The sequence below is a fragment of the Citrobacter sp. Cb004 genome (assembly GCF_030337065.1).
GTDB lineage: Bacteria > Pseudomonadota > Gammaproteobacteria > Enterobacterales > Enterobacteriaceae > Citrobacter > Citrobacter braakii.
The window spans coordinates 57,710-77,807 of record NZ_JAOWCH010000068.1 but is presented as its reverse complement, the minus strand read 5'-3'; the positions used below and the strand labels follow the sequence as shown (position 1 = coordinate 77,807).

Genomic DNA, 20,098 nt, shown 5'->3' with positions numbered 1-20,098 from the left:
GAAGCTCTATGAGCGAAAAGTTACAAAAAGTGCTGGCGCGCGCTGGCCACGGTTCTCGCCGTGAAATTGAATCCATAATTGCCGCGGGTCGCGTGAGCGTTGATGGCAAAATTGCCACGCTCGGCGATCGCGTTGAAGTTACGCCGGGTCTGAAAATCCGTATCGACGGTCATCTGATTTCGGTGAAAGAATCTGCGGAGCAAATCTGCCGTGTTCTGGCTTATTACAAGCCAGAAGGTGAACTGTGTACCCGTAACGACCCGGAAGGTCGTCCGACCGTGTTTGATCGTCTGCCAAAACTGCGCGATGCGCGCTGGATTGCCGTGGGACGTCTGGACGTGAATACCTGTGGTTTAATGCTGTTTACCACCGATGGCGAACTCGCGAACCGTCTGATGCACCCAAGCCGCGAAGTTGAACGTGAATATGCGGTGCGTGTGTTTGGTCAGGTTGATGACGCAAAACTGCGCGATCTGAGTCGTGGCGTGCAGCTGGAAGATGGTCCGGCCGCATTTAAAACGATCAAGTTCAGCGGCGGTGAAGGGATCAACCAGTGGTATAACGTCACGTTGACCGAAGGGCGTAACCGTGAAGTCCGTCGCCTGTGGGAAGCCGTGGGCGTGCAGGTAAGTCGTCTTATCCGTGTACGTTACGGTGATATTCCGCTGCCGAAGGGCCTGCCGCGTGGCGGCTGGACGGAACTTGACCTCGCGCAGACCAACTATTTGCGTGAACTGGTGGAACTGAAGCCGGAAACCACCTCTAAAGTTGCCGTCGAGAAAGATCGTCGCCGTATGAAGGCAAACCAGATCCGCCGTGCGGTGAAGCGCCACTCTCAGGTTGGCAGCAGCCGTCGTCCGGGCGGTCGCAGCAACAACGGTTAATCATGAGTAGGCCTGATAAGCAACGCGCCATCAGGCGTTAGCGTGGAGCCGGATGCGGCGTAAACGCCTTATCCGGCCTACTGTCAGTAATCGATCCCCATCTGGGCTTTCACGCCCGCTTCAAAGGCGTGCTTAACCGGCCGCAGTTCGCTGACCGTATCCGCTAACTCCAGAATATCGCGATGACATCCACGACCGGTGATAATGACCGTTTGATGGGCAGGGCGCGCGTTTAGGGCATTGATGACCTCGTCGAGCGGCAGATAGTCGTATGCAACCATGTAGGTCAGCTCGTCCAGTATCACCATATCCAGCTCTGCGTCGGCCAGCATCCGCTTGCCGTGTTCCCATACGGCCATGCAGGCTGCGGTGTCGGACTCGCGGTTCTGCGTTTCCCAGGTAAATCCTGTCGCCATGACCTGAAACTCAACGCCGTGGGGTTCGAGTAAGTTACGTTCACCGTTTGGCCACGTCCCCTTAATAAATTGCACTACGCCGACTTTTTTACCGTGGCCTACTGCGCGCGTGGCGGTACCGAACGCGGCGGTGGTTTTACCCTTACCATTTCCGGTGAACACAATAATAATCCCGCGCTCGTCTATGGCGGCGGCAACACGGGCGTCAACCCGGTCTTTTACGCGCTGCTGGCGCTGCTGATAGCGTTCTTCACTCATTGGGCGATTCCTGGTTTACGGCCCGGCTGGGCATCGAAAGTCATACCGGTTTTACGGCGGCTGTCATCGCCCATCAGCCACAGGTACAGCGGCATAATATCGGCGGGGGTTTTCAATTTTTGCGGATCTTCCGTCGGGAACGCGCTGGCTCGCATGCCGGTACGCGTTCCACCTGGATTGATACAGTTTACGCGCAGGTGGCGGTTCTGATATTCATCAGCCAGAACCTGCATCATTCCTTCGGTAGCAAATTTGGAGGTGGCGTATGCCCCCCAGTTGGCGCGCCCCTGGCGACCGACGCTGGAGGAGGTAAAGACCAGCGATCCGGCATCGGATTTGAGCAACAACGGCAGCAATGCCTGAGTCAGCATAAAGGTGGCGTTCACGTTTACCTGCATCACGTCCTGCCATACCTGCGGGTTTTGCTCGCTCATCGGGCAAATGTCACCGAGCAATCCGGCATTATGCAGTACGCCATCCAGACGCGGGAAATGCGCGGCAATGCGCTGTGCGAGCTGGTGGCATTCGTCAGACGTACAGGTGAGCAGATCCAGCGTGAACCAGTGTGGTTGCGTACCTTTTTCTTCGGCGATGGAGCGGGCAACCTGACGCAGTTTTTCTTCGTTACGCCCTAACAGAATCACGGTCGCGCCGTAACGCGCGTAGGTCTGTGCGGCTTCACGCCCGATACCATCGCTGGCACCGGTGACCAGAATAATGCGGTCCTGTAGAAGATCTTGTTTCGGTTGATAATGCACGGCTACTCCTCGGCGACGTCCTGGCCATCTCGTTCGCGATAACTTTTGGGCTTTATGCCTTAAACCCTGTTCTTTTTCAATCAGCCAAAGGCAATAACACCGCAAAATGAACGCGTTGTCATGCTTTTTACTGAATGGATGAAGCAAGACGGGTTAACAAGGCTGTTGTACACTGAGCGAAAGTAGCGTTGTTTAACCAAGGTGGGTCACGTGGAATTGTTGTCTGAATATGGGTTGTTTTTGGCAAAAATTGTCACTGTCGTGGTGGCTATTGCGGTGGTAGTTATGCTGATCGTAAACGCGACACAACGCAAACGTCAGCGTGGGGAATTGCGGGTCATTAATCTCAGCGATCAATATAAAGAGATGAAAGAAGACCTGTCGCTGGCCTTATTGGATGGACATCAGCAAAAATTCTGGCATAAGGCGCAGAAAAAGAAACACAAGCTTGAGGCGAAGGCCGCTAAGGCAAAAGCGAAACTGGGAGACAGTACGTCATCTGATAAACCACGGGTATGGGTACTTGATTTTAAAGGCAGTATGGATGCCCATGAGGTGAGCGCATTACGCGAAGAGGTGACGGCAGTGCTGGCGGTCGTTAAACCCCAGGATCAGGTCGTGGTTCGTCTGGAAAGTCCGGGCGGTGTAGTACACGGCTATGGCCTGGCCGCGTCCCAGTTACAACGTCTGCGCGATAAGCAGATCCCGCTGACCGTTACGGTAGATAAAGTCGCTGCGAGCGGCGGATATATGATGGCTTGCGTGGCGGATAAAATTGTCTCGGCGCCGTTTGCTATTGTCGGCTCTATTGGCGTTGTGGCACAGATCCCGAACTTTCACCGCTTCCTGAAAGGGAAAGATATTGATATCGAACTGCACACCGCCGGACAGTACAAGCGTACGCTGACCTTACTTGGTGAAAACACGGAAGAAGGGCGGCAGAAATTCCGCGAAGACCTGAACGAAACCCATCATCTGTTTAAAGATTTTGTACAGCGCATGCGTCCGACTCTGGACATTGAGCAGGTTGCCACGGGTGAACACTGGTTTGGTCAACAGGCGCTGGCCAACGGGCTGGTGGATGAGATCAATACCAGTGATGAGGTGATCCTCGGACTGATGGACGGTCGTGACGTATTAAACGTACGTTATCTGCAGCGTAAAAAACTGATGGACCGTTTTACCGGCAGTGCCGCCGAGAGCGCCGATCGTTTACTGATGCGCTGGTGGCAGCGGGGGCAAAAACCGCTGATGTAAAATTGTAATTGCCGGATGAGGCGCAGCCGTCATCCGGCAAATCATTTCTCGTGTTAATCGATCAAGTGATACTTTTCAGAAAGTACGTGCGCCAGATGTTTAAACATATTAAACACCGCCGTACTTTTTGGCGTCGGTAGCCCTTGCTCGTCTAAAAAGTAATCTCCGCTGAAAACCAGCACGCCATTTCGCTGCGTTACGCCGGTGGCGACAATCCCCGCCAGCGTGTCCTCATGCTCACGAATGATTTTGTTGGCTTCAATCAGCAGTGTTTCGCGATCGATGGGTTGAGTGTCTTTATGCATTATTTACTCCTTAAACAAGGACATTAGTCTACGCCGAGCCCGGCTTATGGGCAAATATTCCCTGACTTAAATGAAGGTCTTACGACAGTGTTGCAAGTGGCGAGATTTGTTTTTGCATGCTAATAAAGTTGCGTAACGCATTTTATCAGGTACAGTGTGACGCTTTCGTCAATCTGGCAACAGATTTGCTTGACATTCGACCAATACTCCGTCGTGCTATAGCGTTTGTGAGCGAAAAAGCCTGTTAACTCAGTTACATGAGAGTTACATTACAAGCGCGAATCAGTTTAAGGGTTGATATCCGCCGACGCAGAGACCATATCGATGTCTCGTCGCCAGTGGAAGGTGAATCAACGTGCGACGCATTCTGGAAGAATCAAATTAGGTAAAGGTGAATATGGGTAAAGCTCTTGTCATCGTTGAGTCCCCGGCAAAAGCCAAAACGATCAACAAGTATCTGGGTAATGACTACGTGGTGAAATCCAGCGTCGGTCATATCCGTGATTTGCCGACCAGTGGCTCAGCAACTAAAAAGAGCGCCGACTCAACCTCCACCAAAACGGCTAAAAAGCCCAAAAAGGATGAACGTGGCGCTCTCGTCAATCGTATGGGTGTTGACCCGTGGCACAACTGGGATGCGCGCTATGAAGTGCTGCCCGGTAAAGAAAAAGTTGTTTCTGAACTGAAGCAACTGGCTGAAAAAGCCGACCACATCTATCTCGCAACCGACCTTGACCGCGAAGGGGAAGCCATTGCGTGGCACCTGCGGGAAGTGATCGGCGGCGACGACACCCGCTACAGTCGCGTGGTGTTTAACGAAATTACCAAAAACGCTATTCGTCAGGCGTTTGAAAAACCGGGCGAGCTGAACATCGACCGCGTCAATGCGCAACAGGCGCGCCGCTTTATGGACCGTGTTGTGGGCTATATGGTGTCGCCGCTGCTGTGGAAAAAAATTGCGCGAGGCCTGTCAGCAGGCCGCGTACAGTCGGTTGCCGTGCGTCTGGTGGTTGAGCGTGAACGCGAAATCAAAGCATTCGTTCCTGAAGAGTTCTGGGAAATTGATGCTAACACGACGACGCCAGGCGGCGACGCGTTACCGCTTGAGGTGACGCATCAGAATGATAAACCGTTCCGTCCGGTCAACCGGGAACAAACGCTTGCCGCCGTTAGCCTGTTGGAAAAAGCGCGCTACAGCGTTCTGGAACGTGAAGATAAGCCGACCAGCAGCAAGCCGGGTGCGCCGTTCATCACCTCCACGCTACAGCAGGCCGCCAGCACGCGTCTGGGCTTCGGCGTGAAGAAAACCATGATGATGGCGCAGCGCTTGTATGAAGCGGGCTACATCACTTATATGCGTACTGACTCAACCAACCTGAGCCAGGATGCGGTGAACATGGTTCGCGATTACATCAGCGATAATTTCGGCAAAAAGTATCTGCCGGAGAGCGCGAACCAGTACGCCAGCAAAGAGAACTCGCAGGAAGCGCACGAAGCTATCCGTCCTTCCGATGTCGCCGTTCAGGCGGAATCGCTGAAAGATATGGAAGCCGATGCGCAAAAACTGTATCAGCTGATCTGGCGTCAGTTTGTTGCCTGTCAGATGACGCCTGCTAAATATGATTCCACCACGCTGACGGTGGGTGCGGGTGATTTCCGTCTGAAGGCGCGTGGTCGTATTCTGCGCTTCGATGGCTGGACGAAAGTGATGCCTGCGCTGCGTAAGGGCGATGAAGACCGCATTTTACCAGCGGTGAATAAAGGCGATACGTTGACGCTCATCGAACTGACACCTGCGCAACACTTTACCAAACCGCCTGCGCGCTTCAGTGAAGCTTCGCTGGTTAAAGAGCTTGAAAAACGTGGTATTGGTCGTCCATCCACGTATGCGTCGATCATTTCTACGATTCAGGATCGCGGTTATGTTCGCGTTGAGAACCGTCGCTTCTACGCTGAAAAAATGGGTGAAATCGTCACCGATCGTCTGGAAGAAAACTTCCGCGAACTGATGAACTACGACTTTACCGCGCAGATGGAAGACAGTCTCGACCAGGTGGCAAATCACGAAGCCGAATGGAAGGGCGTACTCGACAACTTCTTCACTGATTTTACTCAGCAACTGGATAAAGCCGAGAAAGATCCTGAAGAGGGCGGTATGCGTCCGAACCAGATGGTGCTGACCAGCATTGATTGCCCAACCTGCGGACGCAAGATGGGTATTCGTACCGCCAGCACCGGCGTTTTCCTGGGTTGTTCTGGCTATGCGCTTTCCCCGAAAGAGCGTTGCAAAACCACCATTAACCTGGTGCCGGAAAATGAAGTGCTGAACGTGCTGGAAGGCGACGATGCGGAAACCAACGCTTTGCGCGCCAAACGTCGCTGCCAGAAGTGCGGCACGGCGATGGACAGCTACCTTATCGATCCTAAGCGCAAGCTGCATGTATGCGGTAATAACCCTACCTGTGATGGCTATGAGATCGAGGAAGGCGAATTCCGCATCAAGGGTTATGACGGTCCTATCGTTGAGTGCGAGAAATGTGGCTCTGAAATGCACCTGAAAATGGGACGTTTCGGCAAGTACATGGCGTGTACCAACGACGAGTGCAAAAATACCCGTAAGATCCTGCGTAACGGTGAAGTTGCTCCACCGAAAGAGGATCCGGTTCCGTTGCCAGAACTGCCGTGTGAAAAATCTGATGCGTATTTCGTGTTACGTGATGGTGCTGCAGGTATCTTCCTGGCGGCAAATACGTTCCCGAAATCACGTGAGACACGTGCGCCGCTGGTTGAAGAGTTGTACCGCTTCCGCGATCGTCTGCCGGAAAAACTGCGCTATCTGGCAGATGCGCCGCAGACTGACCCGGACGGCAACAAGTCGATGGTTCGTTTCAGCCGTAAAACCAAGCAGCAATACGTTGCTGCGGAGAAAGACGGTAAGGCGACCGGCTGGTCCGCGTTCTTCGTGGACGGTAAATGGGTAGAAGGGAAGAAATAACAGCATTCCGGCTGAATTTCTCCTCAAAGGGTCGCGTAAGCGGCCCTTTTTGTTTCTGGCGTATTATTTTTTGTCATCCCTATACAGCTCACATAGAAATGATATAGTGGTTATAGTTAACACACTTTTTATTATTAAATCGTATTAGCAGCGCCAACGAGCCTGCTCTGAAACGATGATTTGATGGCGCAAATCGGGATGGCTTAACATGAAATTACAGCAGCTTCGCTACATTGTTGAGGTGGTGAACCACAACCTTAATGTCTCCTCAACGGCGGAAGGGCTTTATACCTCGCAGCCAGGTATCAGTAAGCAAGTTCGTATGCTGGAAGATGAACTTGGCATCCAGATTTTTGCCCGTAGCGGTAAGCACCTGACCCAGGTTACGCCAGCGGGGCAGGAAGTCATTCGAATCGCGCGAGAAGTTTTGTCGAAGGTGGACGCCATTAAGTCCGTTGCTGGCGAACATACCTGGCCGGACAAAGGCTCACTGTATATCGCCACCACGCACACTCAGGCGCGTTACGCTTTGCCGAACGTCATTAAAGGCTTTATTGAGCGTTATCCTCGCGTCTCATTGCATATGCACCAGGGATCGCCGACGCAAATCGCCGAAGCCGTCTCGAAAGGGAATGCAGATTTTGCTATCGCGACGGAAGCCCTGCACCTGTATGACGATCTGGTGATGCTGCCTTGCTACCACTGGAACCGCTCGATTGTCGTTACGCCGGACCATCCGTTGGCGGGCAAATCCGCCGTGTCCATTGAAGAACTGGCGCAGTATCCGCTGGTGACCTACACGTTCGGATTTACCGGGCGTTCGGAACTGGACACCGCGTTCAACCGTGCGGGTCTGGAGCCGCGTATAGTTTTTACCGCGACCGATGCCGATGTCATTAAGACCTATGTACGCCTGGGCCTCGGCGTGGGGGTAATTGCCAGTATGGCGGTTGATCCTGTCTCCGACCCTGACCTGGTGCGCGTTGATGCCCATGATATCTTCAGCCATAGCACCACCAAGATTGGTTTTCGTCGCAGCACTTTTTTACGCAGTTACATGTATGATTTTATTCAACGTTTCGCGCCGCATCTGACGCGTGATGTGGTGGATACGGCGGTGGCGCTGCGTTCCAATGACGATATTGAAGCCATGTTTAAAGATATTAAATTGCCTGAGAAATAATAACGGCTGTTACCTCGTCGGTATCCTCAAACATAAAGCGATACCGACGGCAGAGTCTGAATCTATTCAATATTTTTCATCTATATATTAACCATATATTGTTTATGGTAAACACTTGCTAAAGTAGTTTCAAATTAGTAAGGTCGCCAAAAATCCCTCTCAAATATTTATAACCGATCAAATAATTAATTTATTTATCAGGTCGAGTATGAAAATTAACTGGCTTTTTTTGACCTTTTTTATTAGGATTCCTCCTATCTGATGATTAATTGTACCGATTGTTTGGTGCTTAAATGATAAGTGATTTCGATAGTATGAGGTTAGCGATGCCTTCAGGAAACCAGCCAGCACGCCGGGATCCCGTCATGAAACGTAAAGCCTGGTTCGCTGTGTTTCTTGGCTCTGCCGTGTTCTGGATTATTGTCGCGCTCGTGGCCTGGAATGTGTGGGGGTAGGTCATGTCCACACTGGAACAACGCTCCACCGTGATGCCATCTCCGGATGACCATGAACAAGAGGGTCAACGCAGCGCAGAGAATAAGCCGAATATTCCAGCGACCTGGAAACTCTCTCCTGAACAACGGGCGTTTATCGATCTGTTTGCGGATGATGATGAACAGAAACAATAATTGATACGAATTTTATAATTATTATTAGTCCGTTGTCTTGTACTGCAAATATTTTATTCCGGGCAATCGTGATGAGCGATGCTTATCACCGTATTAACCTTGACCGCTTAAACCTTTCTCCTCGCCAGATACTTCAGTTGCCCCTTTTGTAGCCCTCCACTTTTATCAATTTGAGTTGTTATCAAAGCGTTACATTTTGTTTGTGTTATCTTTAATACTAACCCTGAGGAAAATCAGGGGATCCAACCCTGTCATTAAGGAGGAGCTATGTCGTCGACCCTACGAGAAGCCAGTAAGGACACATTGCAGGTTAAAGATAAAACCTACCGTTACTACAGTCTGCCGCTGGCCGCTAAATCACTGGGTGATATCACCCGTTTACCGAAATCGCTAAAAGTTTTGCTGGAAAACCTGCTTCGCTGGCAGGACGGTAATTCCGTTACCGAAGATGATATTCATGCGCTTGCGCATTGGCTGAAGACCGCTCATGCCGATCGAGAAATTGCCTATCGACCTGCTCGTGTTCTGATGCAGGATTTTACCGGCGTGCCGGCGGTGGTCGATCTCGCCGCCATGCGCGAAGCGGTGAAACGTCTGGGTGGGGATACGGCAAAAGTGAATCCGCTTTCGCCAGTGGATCTTGTCATTGACCACTCGGTAACGGTGGATCGTTTCGGTGATGATGATGCTTTCGAAGAAAACGTGCGCCTGGAAATGGAACGTAACCATGAACGTTATGTGTTCCTGAAATGGGGACAGCAGGCATTTAGTCGCTTCAGCGTTGTACCGCCGGGTACGGGGATTTGCCACCAGGTTAACCTTGAATATCTTGGCAAAGCTGTCTGGAGCGAGTTACAGGACGGTGAGTGGGTGGCTTATCCCGATACACTGGTCGGTACCGATTCCCATACCACGATGATTAATGGTCTCGGTGTGCTGGGCTGGGGCGTTGGAGGCATTGAAGCTGAAGCGGCAATGCTGGGTCAACCGGTCTCAATGCTGATCCCGGATGTTGTGGGCTTTAAACTGGTGGGTAAACTGCGGGAAGGCATCACCGCCACCGACCTGGTTCTGACCGTCACCCAGATGCTGCGTAAGCACGGTGTAGTCGGTAAATTCGTTGAATTCTACGGTGATGGGCTGGACACCTTACCTCTGGCCGATCGAGCAACCATTGCGAACATGGCACCGGAATACGGTGCAACCTGCGGTTTCTTCCCGATCGATGACATTACCCTTGAGTATATGCGTCTGAGCGGGCGCAGTGAGGAACAGGTTGAGTTGGTCAATGCCTATGCCAAAGCGCAGGGAATGTGGCGTAACCCAGGGGATGAACCTGTGTTTACCAGTTCGTTGGCGCTGGATATGGGCAGCGTAGAGGCAAGCCTTGCTGGACCGAAGCGTCCGCAGGATCGGGTGGCGCTGGCTGATGTGCCGAAAGCTTTTTCGGCGAGTAATGAACTCGAGGTGAATAGCTCGCTGAAAGACCGTCAGCCAGTGGACTATACCATGAGCGGTCAGCAGTATAAGCTGCCGGACGGCGCGGTGGTGATAGCCGCTATCACCTCTTGTACCAACACCTCAAACCCAAGCGTATTGATGGCGGCGGGGCTGCTGGCGAAAAAAGCCGTAACGCTTGGTTTGAAACGCCAGCCATGGGTGAAAGCCTCGTTGGCGCCAGGATCGAAGGTGGTTTCCGATTATCTGGCAAAGGCTGGGTTCACTCCGTACCTTGATGAGCTGGGATTTAATCTTGTGGGTTATGGCTGTACCACCTGTATTGGCAACTCTGGACCCTTACCCGATCCTATCGAAACAGCTATCAAAAAAGGCGATCTTACGGTTGGGGCAGTGCTTTCTGGAAACCGTAACTTTGAAGGTCGTATCCATCCGCTCGTGAAGACCAACTGGCTGGCGTCTCCGCCGCTGGTGGTGGCCTACGCGCTGGCGGGGAATATGAATATCAATCTGACGAAAGATCCGTTAGGCCATGACAGAAAAGGCGATCCCGTTTATCTGAAAGATATTTGGCCGACAGCCAAGGAAATTGCCCGCGCCGTTGAGCAGGTCTCTACCGCCATGTTCCATAAAGAGTATGCTGAAGTCTTTGAAGGCACGCCAGAATGGAAAGCAATCCAGGTTGATCGCGCTGATACCTATGGCTGGCAATCTGACTCGACCTATATCCGTTTGTCACCGTTCTTCGATGGTATGCAGGCTACGCCGGATCCGGTTCAGGACATTCACGGTGCGCGTATTCTGGCGATGCTCGGAGATTCTGTTACCACCGACCATATTTCTCCTGCCGGCAGTATTAAGCCAGACAGCCCGGCGGGGCGTTATCTGCAAGGCCATGGCGTTGAGCGTAAAGATTTTAACTCCTACGGTTCACGACGCGGGAATCATGAAGTGATGATGCGTGGTACCTTTGCCAATATTCGTATTCGCAATGAGATGGTACCTGGCGTGGAAGGTGGCATGACGCGTCATTTGCCGGGAACCGAAGTGGTGGCTATTTATGATGCGGCCATGCAATACCAGCAGGAGAACGTGCCTCTGGCGGTGATTGCCGGGAAAGAATATGGATCCGGATCCAGCCGCGACTGGGCGGCGAAAGGCCCACGTTTGCTGGGGGTACGCGTGGTTATCGCAGAGTCTTTTGAGCGAATTCACCGTTCTAACCTGATTGGCATGGGCATTTTACCGCTGGAATTCCCGCAGGGCGTCACGCGTAAAACGCTGGGATTATCCGGTGAGGAGGCGATCGATATTACGGACCTACAAAATATTAAACCGGGGGCGACAGTTCCGGTGAGTATGGTCCGCGCAGATGGGCGTAAAGAGGTGATTCTATGCCGCTGTCGCATTGATACCGCGACGGAGCTAACGTATTACCAAAACGACGGCATTCTGCACTACGTGATTCGTAATATGTTGAATTAAAATTAAAAAAAGCCTGCGAGAGCAGGCTTTTTGATAGGCGGCGACAACGATTATTAGCCCAGCAAATGTCCCATCTTGGCGGCTTTGGTGTCCAGATAATGTTCATTTTTTGGATTACGGCCCACGATCAGCGGCACGCGCTCAACAATATTGATTCCCGCTTCGGTCAGGATTTCAACTTTCTTCGGGTTATTGGTCAGCAAACGTACCGCATCCACGCCCAGCAGCTTGAACATATCGGCACACAGCGTGAAATCGCGCTCGTCTGCCGCAAATCCCAACTGATGATTCGCTTCAACGGTATCATAACCCTGGTCCTGCAACGCGTAAGCGCGGATTTTGTTGAGCAGGCCAATGTTGCGTCCTTCCTGACGGTGATAAAGCAGAATACCACGCCCTTCTTCTGCAATGTGGGTGAGGGCCGCTTCGAGCTGGAAACCGCAATCGCAACGCAGGCTAAACAGCGCATCGCCAGTCAGACATTCGGAGTGGACGCGCGCCAGGACAGGTGTTTGGCCTGTGATATCGCCAAAAACCAGTGCGACATGATCGTGTCCGGTTGCCAGTTCTTCAAATCCCACCATCAGGAAATCACCCCAGGGGGTTGGCAGTTTGGCTTCTGCCACACGTTTAAGCTGCATGTAATTCTCCAGATTATGCTGGCACTCGTCGTGCCTTCGCCTGTCGGCTTCTGTTCTGTATTACACTATTTTGCCATAAGGCAACGACGTTCACCTAATCGCGACCACGGATTCGCTTTTGGAATGGCACAAAATTGTCAATTTTCCCGACGTGTGAATTTTTCAGTTATGATTGTGATACTTATCGACGAAAGGAGAGGCAATGCTGTCTATTGCAAAGCGCACCGCAGTGGGTACCGGACTGCTACTTATCATGCCGGTTGCCGTATGGGTATCAGGCTGGAGCTGGCAGCCGGGGCACAATGTCTGGTGGTTAAAGTCCTTGTACTGGGTAACGGAAACGGTGACGCAGCCGTGGGGAATTATCACTCACGTTGCGCTTTGTGCATGGTTTCTGTGGTGCTTGCGTTTTCGACTTAAAGCCGCGGTAATGCTGTTTGCTATTCTGGCAGCGGCGATTTTAGTGGGACAGGGCGTGAAGTCCTGGGTAAAAGACAGGGTGCAAGAACCGCGACCTTTTGTCGTGTGGCTGGAAAAAACGCACCATATTCCGGTTGATGAGTTCTACACTTTAAAACGTAAAGATCGTGGGCATTTAGTCAAAGAACAATTGGCCGAACAGCAGGATATTCCAACGTTTTTACGCAAGCACTGGCAAAAAGAAACGGGGTTTGCCTTTCCGTCCGGACATACGATGTTTGCCGCCAGTTGGGCTTTACTGGGCGTAGGGCTGTTATGGCCGCGCAGACGTACGCTGACGATTGTGTTTTTGCTGATCTGGGCGACCGGCGTGATGGGCAGCCGCTTGCTGTTAGGCATGCACTGGCCCCGTGATTTGGTGGTGGCAACGCTGATTTCGTGGCTGTTGGTGACGCTGGCAACCTGGCTTGCACAGCGGGTATGCGGACCATTAACCCCACCAGTGCAGGAGGAAAAAGAAATCGCGCAGCGAGAACAAGAAAGCTAGCGATGATTGATTTTTCAAATTTTGCCCTTAAATCATAAAGTGGAAAGCGCTTTTCCGTTTCGCACTCGTTGTGAAAATGGTAATTTAAAGGGCTCAACGCGGTAAGTTGGACACGATTTATTCGCTCAAACCACATAACGGGAAGTAATGTGAAATATTTACTCATTTTCTTACTGGTGTTGGCGATTTTTGTTATTTCGGTGACATTGGGTGCGCAAAACGATCAACAGGTTACGTTTAATTACCTGCTGGCTCAGGGTGAGTATCGTATCTCTACGCTGCTTGCTGTATTGTTTGCCGCAGGGTTTGCGATTGGTTGGCTAATTTGCGGCCTTTTCTGGCTGAAGGTTCGTGTGTCTCTTGCGCGCGCCGAACGTAAAATCAAACGACTGGAAAACCAGCTTGCGCCTGCGACCGACGTTGCGGTATCTGCCGATTCGTCGGTTGTGAAGGAATAATTATTTATGTTGGAGTTGTTGTTTCTGCTTTTACCTGTAGCCGCTGCCTATGGGTGGTATATGGGTCGCAGAAGTGCGCAACAAACCAAGCAGGATGAAGCTAACCGTCTTTCTCGTGACTATGTCGCCGGGGTTAACTTCCTCCTGAGCAACCAACAAGATAAAGCGGTGGATCTGTTCCTTGATATGCTAAAAGAGGACACAGGCACCGTTGAGGCTCATCTCACCCTCGGAAACCTGTTCCGCTCTCGCGGTGAAGTCGATCGCGCAATCCGCATCCATCAAACGTTAATGGAAAGTGCCTCGCTGACCTACGAGCAGCGTTTGCTGGCCGTGCAACAGCTGGGGCGCGACTACATGGCCGCGGGACTGTATGACCGCGCGGAAGACATGTTCAATCAGCTTACCGATGAAACTGATTTTCGGGTTGGCGCATTACAGCAACTGTTGCAAATTTATCAGGCCACCAGCGAATGGCAAAAAGCCATTGATGTAGCAGAGCGTCTGGTGAAACTCGGCAAAGACAAGCAGCGTAATGAGATAGCCCACTTTTACTGCGAACTGGCCTTACAGCAAATGGGTAGCGACGATATGGATCGCGCCATGACGCTGTTGAAAAAAGGCGCGGCGGCAGACAAAAACAGTGCACGGGTATCCATCATGATGGGTCGCGTGTACATGGAAAAAGGTGATTACGCGAAGGCGGTTGAAAGCCTGCAACGGGTCATTTCCCAGGACAAAGAGCTGGTCAGCGAAACGCTGGAAATGCTGCAAAGCTGCTACCAGCATCTGGGGAAAAACGATGAGTGGGCGGAGTTTTTACGTCGGGCCGTCGAGGAAAATACTGGTGCCGCCGCCGAACTGATGCTGGCGGATATTCTTGAGGCGCGTGAGGGGGCTGATACCGCTCAGGTCTATATCACTCGTCAGCTGCAACGTCATCCTACGATGCGCGTGTTCCACAAGCTGATGGATTATCATCTCCACGAAGCCGAAGAAGGGCGTGCCAAAGAGAGCCTGATGGTTCTGCGCGATATGGTCGGAGAGCAGGTACGTAGTAAACCGCGTTACAGCTGCCAGAAGTGCGGTTTTACGGCGTATACGCTGTACTGGCACTGTCCATCCTGCCGTTCATGGTCAACCATTAAGCCCATTCGCGGACTTGATGGGCTGTAATTTTTAAAAAAACCTCATTTTAGTTACAACATACTGTTGGTGTGTAATCGATCCATCCACAACCTCCGCTGCCGGTTCGCCTGGCAGAAATGTAATCGCGCCTGTTAATTTTCTATTACCGCAGGTAGAATGCACGCCGTTTACCCATTTCGCGCCGCCGTGGGCGCCCATCCTCAAGAAGGTCTGGTCATGACGTTTACTGCTTCATCTTCTTCTCGTGCTGTTACCGATTCTCCTGTCGTTGTCGCTCTCGATTATTCTAATCGTGATAAAGCATTAGCTTTTGTCGACAGAATTGATCCTCGTGATTGCCGTTTGAAAGTGGGCAAAGAGATGTTCACGCTTTTTGGACCTCAGTTGGTTCGCGATCTACAACAGCGTGGTTTTGACATCTTTCTTGATTTGAAATTTCATGATATTCCCAATACCACCGCACATGCAGTTGCCGCTGCTGCCGAACTTGGTGTCTGGATGGTTAACGTTCACGCTTCTGGCGGGGCGCGTATGATGACTGCAGCCCGTGAAGCCTTAGTGCCTTTTGGCCAGGACGCGCCGCTACTGATTGCCGTGACGGTTCTGACCAGTATGGAAGCCAGCGACCTCGCCGATCTCGGCGTGACGTTGTCACCTGCAGATTATGCTGAAAGACTGGCGCGCTTAACCCAGAATTGTGGTCTGGACGGTGTCGTATGCTCAGCTCAGGAAGCGGTGCGATTCAAGCAGGCGTTGGGCCAGGCATTTAAGCTGGTGACGCCGGGGATTCGTCCAGAAGGCAGCGAGGCGGGCGATCAGCGTCGTATTATGACACCGGAACAGGCGCAGTTAGCAGGTGTGGATTACATGGTGATTGGTCGTCCGGTCACCCAGTCGGCCGATCCCGCGCAGACGCTGAAGATGATCAATGCTTCCCTGAAACGAGGTGCGTAAATGAACGACTCAAACTCTCGTCTGGTCTACTCAACCGACTCCGGGCGTATTGATGAACCGAAAACAGCGCCTGAGCGTCCAAGAGGCGATGGCGTTGTTCGTATCCAGCGCCAGACCAGTGGTCGCAAAGGGAAGGGCGTGTGCCTGATTACCGGTATTGATCAAGACGATGCTGAACTGACCAAATTAGCCGCAGAACTGAAGAAAAAGTGTGGTTGCGGTGGAGCAGTGAAAGATGGCGTGATTGAAATTCAGGGGGATAAACGCGACCTGATTAAATCGCTGCTGGAAGCTAAAGGAATGAAAGTTAAACTGGCTGGCGGTTAATAAAAAAGCCACGGAAAATTTCCGTGGCTTTTTAATAATACAGACCTGAAAAAGTAAACGTATTATTATATCGAGCCGTTTAACCGTAGATTATTTACCCACCTGGTGGCCAATAATACCACCTACTGCAGCACCACCCAGCGTACCCAGCGTGCTGCCGTCAGTCAGGACTGCACCACCTATTGCACCTGCACCAGCACCGATTGCGGTGTTACGATCTCGTTTGGACCAGTTAGAGCAGGCACTCAGCGACATTGCCAGAGTAATCGCCAGAATGGCAGCGGTCATTTTTTTGCTCGTTACTAACATAATACTTTCTCCTGAATTATTGATTCACGGAATCCAGTGTTCTTTAAGGATAGCGTCAAATTAAGACTATCGAAGATATTTCCGTGAAACCGTTTAGCGAAGTCATTACAAACACTATCCTGAAGTTGGAGGTTCGTTCCTGTTATATCGCTAACATTAATTTTACGACTTTATCCTGTTAACGACAGGTAAAAAGTCTTAATTGGATTGTCAGATAACTCTCAGAGAGCAGATGATTTGTCTGCTGACAAACCATCTACTGAAGATTTTATGCGTGGGCATCAATGATATTGACGATTAATCCTGAATGTTCGAGCTGCATTTGTACGCTGGCGCTGAGTCTGGAGTCCGTTACTACGCGGCTGAATCGCTCTAATGGACCCAGCGTGTAAGGGTGAATGGCGTCGAATTTTGAGCTGTCGGTCAACACAATAACTTCTGCGCCTTTTTCCAGCACCGCGTTAACCACGTCAGAACGCATCATATCGCGTCCGGTAAAACCGGTATCAGCCTGCCAGCCGTCAATGCCGATAAAGGCCTTACTGAAGTGTACCTGCTGGATAAACTGGCGAGTTAAGGGGCCGACCATGCTCTCACTTTTTTTCTGGTAAATTCCACCGAGAAGTATCACTTCACAGGGCGTTTCTTTGAGCAGATGAGCAATGTAGCTGCTCACGGTGATGATGGTGACATCTTTTTGCTCTGCCAGCGTTCTGGCCAGAAGTGCATTGCTGCTGCCATTCTCAATGAATACGGATTCGCCTGGACTGACCAGAGATGCAGCGAATTCAGCCAGTTCACGTTTCAGAGTGAAATTGGTCATCATGCGCGTTTCAACATCATCGCTGTTCAATGAAACAGCAAAACCGTGGGCTCGGCGTAAGTAACTCTGTTTTTCCAGCGTGTTCAGATCCTGTCGAATCGTCACTTCGGAGACACCGGTGACTTTTGCCAGATCGGCGACGCTCATCTGACCTTTATCGGTCACCATCTGCAAAATAGATTGTTGTCGGGAATTCATAGTATTAATTTTATTGCGATATCGTATCGGAAATTAAACGGAAACTGCATTATCTGCAGTTTGCTGATAGCAGCGACATCAAAAGATCACTGTCATCAGATCTCCCATGGCGCCTTCTGCTTTTTCGCCAAAGATTCGGCATCTTCTTTGACCGTGTTTAACAGTTCAGCTTTCAAAATTTCAAGATTGTGGATGGCTGAGTGGTAATCACCTGCAACGAGGATATCCAGCACGGTATCAATACGTTCGGCCAGACGCTGAGCGTCGATATCAGACATGGTCGTCATCCTAATGGCAATAGAGTTTGAATTTCATGATGCAGAATTTCATGGCAAAAGAGAAGGGAAAAATAGTATTAACCTGAACGATTGAAGAATATTATATATTCTGTGATTACATGCGGATAGCGTCGTCAAGTAATGTCCATTTATGGCTATTTATCACCTTCATTCTCTCTGCATTAGCGCATTTTTTTACTCAGATGGCGGCGATACCAACGTTCAAATGCGGCTGCTGGCATTGGTTTGGCGAATAAAAACCCCTGACGCTCATTGACGCCATTTTTGGTCAGAAACGCATCCTCTTTCGCGCTTTCCACGCCTTCGGCGATGACCTGCAGGTTGAGCGCCTGTGCTACCGCAACTATGGCCCGTACCAGCGATTGTGAAATGGGTTGTTTGTGGATCTCTCTGACAAAGGTCTGATCCAGTTTAATGGCATCTAGCGGGAAGCGGGCCAGTTGAGACAGCGACGAATAACCGGTACCAAAATCATCCAAATGGATTTGCGCTCCTAACTGGCTAAACTGCTGAATGACTGACAACGCCAGTTGCTCATTTTCTATCAAACTGCTTTCCGTTAATTCAACATCGATGGGGCAATACTCAAAGTTGAGCTCGTGAAGTACCTGCTTAAGTGCGGTAAAAAGCGTCTGGTCGGCGAGCTGGCGGGCAGAAACGTTTACCGCCACGCGCAGGTTTATTCCCTTGTCGCGCCATTTCGCGACCTGGCGCACAACGTCGAGAATAACCCAACGCCCCAGCGGGACGATGAGCCCCGATTCTTCGGCGTAAGAGATAAACTCCAGCGGTGGAATGAGGCCGCGTTCCGGAGATTGCCAGCGAACCAGCGCCTCCAGGCTGCGCACTTCACCGCGCCAGGTTATCTTTGGCTGATAATGGATAACCAGTTGATCGTTATCCAGCGCCTTACGCAGATTAGTATCCAGCCACAGATATTCAAATACCCGCTGATTCATTTCCGGAGAAAAAACACAAAACTGCCCACGGCCGCCTTCTTTCGCGGTGTACATGGCTGTATCCGCGTTACGAATGACGCTCTCGCAGTCCTGGCCATGCTGAGGTGCGAGGGATATACCAATAGAGCATCCGGTATAGACTTCAATCAGACCGATGCGAAAGGGCTGGCGCAGGCGCGTCAGAATGCGTGATGCGGTGGCTTCCAGTGTGCCCTGGGATGTTTCGGTGGCAAGAACAATGAATTCATCGCCGCCAAACCGCGCCAGGATCTGGTTGTCTTCGAGGCAACTGAGGATTGCCAGCGACACGCTTTGTAGTAGCTGATCGCCAAACATATGCCCGTAGGCATCGTTTACCTTTTTGAAGTTATCCAGATCGAGGTACGCAATACCGACCTGCGTATCGCCCGCGTTCTCAATCGCATTACTGATCAGTTCATGAATTGCGTTGCGGTTTGGTAATCCAGTGATGGAGTCGGTATTCGCCAACACCCGCAGTCGTTCCTGCGCGCGGCGTTCTTCAGTGATATCGGTCCCGGAACAGATCAGAAAAATTTCGTTCTTGCCGCTACCGTTATGCACAAATTTATTGCGAAACAGAAACAGACGCTGGCCTTTGCAGGTCTTGACCCAGCGTTCAACCTCATACGAGTTACCTTCGCGAAAAAAGACCTCAATATTGCGCCGTGAAGCTGCCGCTTCACGACGACTCATAAATAATGTGAATACACTTTGACCAATGACTTCACGTTCTTTGAGGCCGGTGTACTCTTCGCACAGGCGGTTAAACCGCTGAATGTTGCCCATGCGGTCAAGAATGACAATAACGGAATTGGCTTCGGAAACGACTTGTTCGGCAAAAGAGAGGCCGTGGGCCAGATCGCGGGCGACGGAGGGGGTGTCATCCCAGGCTGATGCGCTACCGGCCCATTCGCGCTTATTGATTTTTCGACCGACCAGATGCACGGGAATGTCGTCATCTTCAATGAGCAACGTCATTAGCAGACTTGACGTGATCACCGTCATCTCGCGAATGCGATCGGCTTGTTCAGGTAATAATTCGATGGTCTGATCAGCTTCTGACGCTTCGTCGATAGAGAAATGCAGGATGTTGCAATCCTCTGACAAACGCCAGTAGGGGTTATGAGTGCCCACATAGCTATACAACGTAACCAGCTCCCGGACGTCTTTCATCATGTGTACTATCCCGTTTAAAGCGCATAGAGCCTCAAAAGTATGGGTAGCCATGATTCATTCGTGGTGATTATGGCTGAACGTATTGTTTTTTTTATATATTTATGTTTAATCCAGAATCCGTAAAAAGCAAAGCCAGCGGAACTGAAAAAAGTAAAAAAATAAAATTGACCGAATGAAAGAAGTGTAGTG

Annotated in this window: 20 protein-coding genes; 12 read left to right on the top strand and 8 right to left on the bottom strand. The window is 51.1% G+C overall.

Features of this window, described 5'->3' with window-relative positions:
• The first annotated feature begins 8 nt into the window (after nucleotides 1-8).
• The gene (gene rluB / locus OGV65_RS20265) at nucleotides 9-884 is read left to right on the top strand and encodes a 23S rRNA pseudouridine(2605) synthase RluB (protein WP_235116855.1); all 876 of its coding nucleotides are present in this window, start codon (nucleotides 9-11) and stop codon (nucleotides 882-884) included.
• An 83-nt stretch (nucleotides 885-967) separates the two neighbouring features.
• Here rluB and cobO read toward each other — a convergent pair whose 3' ends face one another.
• Together cobO and OGV65_RS20255 are read right to left on the bottom strand one after the other, a co-directional pair.
• A complete protein-coding gene (gene cobO / locus OGV65_RS20260; RefSeq protein WP_016156652.1) occupies nucleotides 968-1,558 on the bottom strand; it encodes a cob(I)yrinic acid a,c-diamide adenosyltransferase in 591 nt (196 codons plus the stop codon).
• Nucleotides 1,555-2,316 (bottom strand): YciK family oxidoreductase, encoded by a 762-nt coding sequence (locus tag OGV65_RS20255; protein ID WP_016156651.1) that lies wholly within the window; start codon nucleotides 2,314-2,316, stop codon nucleotides 1,555-1,557. The genes cobO and OGV65_RS20255 overlap by 4 nt, the downstream gene beginning before the upstream one ends.
• 210 nt (nucleotides 2,317-2,526) lie before the next feature.
• Here OGV65_RS20255 and sohB point away from each other — a divergent pair, with 210 nt between their 5' ends.
• A complete protein-coding gene (gene sohB, locus OGV65_RS20250) occupies nucleotides 2,527-3,573 on the top strand; it encodes a protease SohB (RefSeq protein ID WP_047500356.1) in 1,047 nt (348 codons plus the stop codon).
• Between the two features lie 53 nt (nucleotides 3,574-3,626).
• On the opposite strand, the gene OGV65_RS20245 is transcribed toward sohB, so the two are convergent.
• On the bottom strand, nucleotides 3,627-3,878 hold the full coding sequence (locus OGV65_RS20245; RefSeq protein WP_003020616.1) for a YciN family protein: 252 nt from the start codon (nucleotides 3,876-3,878) through the stop codon (nucleotides 3,627-3,629).
• Between the two features lie 397 nt (nucleotides 3,879-4,275).
• Between OGV65_RS20245 and topA the strand changes: the two genes are divergently transcribed.
• The 5 genes from topA (at nucleotide 4,276) to acnA (ending at nucleotide 11,628) form a co-directional block, all read left to right on the top strand.
• The gene (gene topA, locus OGV65_RS20240) at nucleotides 4,276-6,873 is read left to right on the top strand and encodes a type I DNA topoisomerase (protein WP_286455374.1); all 2,598 of its coding nucleotides are present in this window, start codon (nucleotides 4,276-4,278) and stop codon (nucleotides 6,871-6,873) included.
• Nucleotides 6,874-7,081: 208 nt separating this feature from the next.
• Nucleotides 7,082-8,056, top strand: a complete 975-nt coding sequence (gene cysB, locus OGV65_RS20235) for an HTH-type transcriptional regulator CysB (protein WP_016153251.1) — start codon at nucleotides 7,082-7,084, stop codon at nucleotides 8,054-8,056.
• A 293-nt stretch (nucleotides 8,057-8,349) separates the two neighbouring features.
• The gene (locus OGV65_RS20230) at nucleotides 8,350-8,511 is read left to right on the top strand and encodes a YmiA family putative membrane protein (RefSeq protein ID WP_465251200.1); all 162 of its coding nucleotides are present in this window, start codon (nucleotides 8,350-8,352) and stop codon (nucleotides 8,509-8,511) included.
• A 3-nt stretch (nucleotides 8,512-8,514) separates the two neighbouring features.
• Nucleotides 8,515-8,685: a YciX family protein gene (locus OGV65_RS20225; protein WP_016156649.1), complete on the top strand. Its 171-nt coding sequence runs from the start codon at nucleotides 8,515-8,517 to the stop codon at nucleotides 8,683-8,685.
• A gap of 267 nt (nucleotides 8,686-8,952) precedes the next feature.
• Nucleotides 8,953-11,628 carry an aconitate hydratase AcnA gene (acnA, locus tag OGV65_RS20220; protein ID WP_286455372.1) on the top strand — a complete coding sequence of 892 codons (2,676 nt, stop codon included), beginning with the start codon at nucleotides 8,953-8,955 and terminating at the stop codon, nucleotides 11,626-11,628.
• 53 nt (nucleotides 11,629-11,681) lie between these two features.
• On the opposite strand, the gene ribA is transcribed toward acnA, so the two are convergent.
• The gene (ribA, locus tag OGV65_RS20215; RefSeq protein WP_286455371.1) at nucleotides 11,682-12,269 is read right to left on the bottom strand and encodes a GTP cyclohydrolase II; all 588 of its coding nucleotides are present in this window, start codon (nucleotides 12,267-12,269) and stop codon (nucleotides 11,682-11,684) included.
• 202 nt (nucleotides 12,270-12,471) lie between these two features.
• Here ribA and pgpB point away from each other — a divergent pair, with 202 nt between their 5' ends.
• The 5 genes from pgpB (at nucleotide 12,472) to yciH (ending at nucleotide 16,124) form a co-directional block, all read left to right on the top strand.
• Nucleotides 12,472-13,236, top strand: coding sequence for a phosphatidylglycerophosphatase B (gene pgpB, locus OGV65_RS20210; RefSeq protein ID WP_046275276.1), 765 nt, complete (start codon nucleotides 12,472-12,474; stop codon nucleotides 13,234-13,236).
• Nucleotides 13,237-13,385: 149 nt separating this feature from the next.
• Entirely contained in the window at nucleotides 13,386-13,694 is a 309-nt protein-coding gene (locus OGV65_RS20205; RefSeq protein WP_006684318.1) for a LapA family protein, read from the top strand.
• Nucleotides 13,695-13,700: 6 nt separating this feature from the next.
• Complete coding sequence (lapB, locus tag OGV65_RS20200; protein WP_047417273.1) at nucleotides 13,701-14,870, top strand: lipopolysaccharide assembly protein LapB; 1,170 nt, start codon at nucleotides 13,701-13,703, stop codon at nucleotides 14,868-14,870.
• Nucleotides 14,871-15,059: 189 nt separating this feature from the next.
• Nucleotides 15,060-15,797: an orotidine-5'-phosphate decarboxylase gene (gene pyrF, locus OGV65_RS20195; protein ID WP_049282555.1), complete on the top strand. Its 738-nt coding sequence runs from the start codon at nucleotides 15,060-15,062 to the stop codon at nucleotides 15,795-15,797.
• Nucleotides 15,798-16,124, top strand: a complete 327-nt coding sequence (gene yciH, locus OGV65_RS20190; RefSeq protein WP_200107733.1) for a stress response translation initiation inhibitor YciH — start codon at nucleotides 15,798-15,800, stop codon at nucleotides 16,122-16,124.
• 90 nt (nucleotides 16,125-16,214) lie between these two features.
• On the opposite strand, the gene osmB is transcribed toward yciH, so the two are convergent.
• From osmB to pdeR, 4 genes are all read right to left on the bottom strand, one after another.
• Nucleotides 16,215-16,433 (bottom strand): osmotically-inducible lipoprotein OsmB, encoded by a 219-nt coding sequence (gene osmB, locus OGV65_RS20185; RefSeq protein ID WP_003020583.1) that lies wholly within the window; start codon nucleotides 16,431-16,433, stop codon nucleotides 16,215-16,217.
• 268 nt (nucleotides 16,434-16,701) lie between these two features.
• Nucleotides 16,702-17,454, bottom strand: a complete 753-nt coding sequence (gene yciT, locus OGV65_RS20180) for a DNA-binding transcriptional regulator YciT (protein ID WP_016153242.1) — start codon at nucleotides 17,452-17,454, stop codon at nucleotides 16,702-16,704.
• 95 nt (nucleotides 17,455-17,549) lie between these two features.
• A complete protein-coding gene (locus OGV65_RS20175; RefSeq protein WP_016153241.1) occupies nucleotides 17,550-17,732 on the bottom strand; it encodes a YciZ family protein in 183 nt (60 codons plus the stop codon).
• Between the two features lie 182 nt (nucleotides 17,733-17,914).
• Entirely contained in the window at nucleotides 17,915-19,906 is a 1,992-nt protein-coding gene (pdeR, locus tag OGV65_RS20170) for a cyclic di-GMP phosphodiesterase (protein ID WP_286455379.1), read from the bottom strand.
• Nucleotides 19,907-20,098 lie beyond the last annotated feature (192 nt).

Coding starts and splice junctions, on each gene's coding strand:
- pgpB (WP_046275276.1), top strand. CDS start 12,472: ATGCTGTCTATTGCAAAGCGCACCGCAGTGGGTACCGGACTGCTACTT.
- acnA (WP_286455372.1), top strand. CDS start 8,953: ATGTCGTCGACCCTACGAGAAGCCAGTAAGGACACATTGCAGGTTAAA.
- rluB (WP_235116855.1), top strand. CDS start 9: ATGAGCGAAAAGTTACAAAAAGTGCTGGCGCGCGCTGGCCACGGTTCT.
- cysB (WP_016153251.1), top strand. CDS start 7,082: ATGAAATTACAGCAGCTTCGCTACATTGTTGAGGTGGTGAACCACAAC.
- yciT (WP_016153242.1), bottom strand. CDS start 17,454: ATGAATTCCCGACAACAATCTATTTTGCAGATGGTGACCGATAAAGGT.
- topA (WP_286455374.1), top strand. CDS start 4,276: ATGGGTAAAGCTCTTGTCATCGTTGAGTCCCCGGCAAAAGCCAAAACG.
- pdeR (WP_286455379.1), bottom strand. CDS start 19,906: ATGAAAGACGTCCGGGAGCTGGTTACGTTGTATAGCTATGTGGGCACT.
- cobO (WP_016156652.1), bottom strand. CDS start 1,558: ATGAGTGAAGAACGCTATCAGCAGCGCCAGCAGCGCGTAAAAGACCGG.
- yciH (WP_200107733.1), top strand. CDS start 15,798: ATGAACGACTCAAACTCTCGTCTGGTCTACTCAACCGACTCCGGGCGT.
- lapB (WP_047417273.1), top strand. CDS start 13,701: ATGTTGGAGTTGTTGTTTCTGCTTTTACCTGTAGCCGCTGCCTATGGG.
- OGV65_RS20245 (WP_003020616.1), bottom strand. CDS start 3,878: ATGCATAAAGACACTCAACCCATCGATCGCGAAACACTGCTGATTGAA.
- OGV65_RS20175 (WP_016153241.1), bottom strand. CDS start 17,732: ATGTCTGATATCGACGCTCAGCGTCTGGCCGAACGTATTGATACCGTG.
- ribA (WP_286455371.1), bottom strand. CDS start 12,269: ATGCAGCTTAAACGTGTGGCAGAAGCCAAACTGCCAACCCCCTGGGGT.
- OGV65_RS20225 (WP_016156649.1), top strand. CDS start 8,515: ATGTCCACACTGGAACAACGCTCCACCGTGATGCCATCTCCGGATGAC.
- pyrF (WP_049282555.1), top strand. CDS start 15,060: ATGACGTTTACTGCTTCATCTTCTTCTCGTGCTGTTACCGATTCTCCT.
- osmB (WP_003020583.1), bottom strand. CDS start 16,433: ATGTTAGTAACGAGCAAAAAAATGACCGCTGCCATTCTGGCGATTACT.
- OGV65_RS20230 (WP_465251200.1), top strand. CDS start 8,350: ATGATAAGTGATTTCGATAGTATGAGGTTAGCGATGCCTTCAGGAAAC.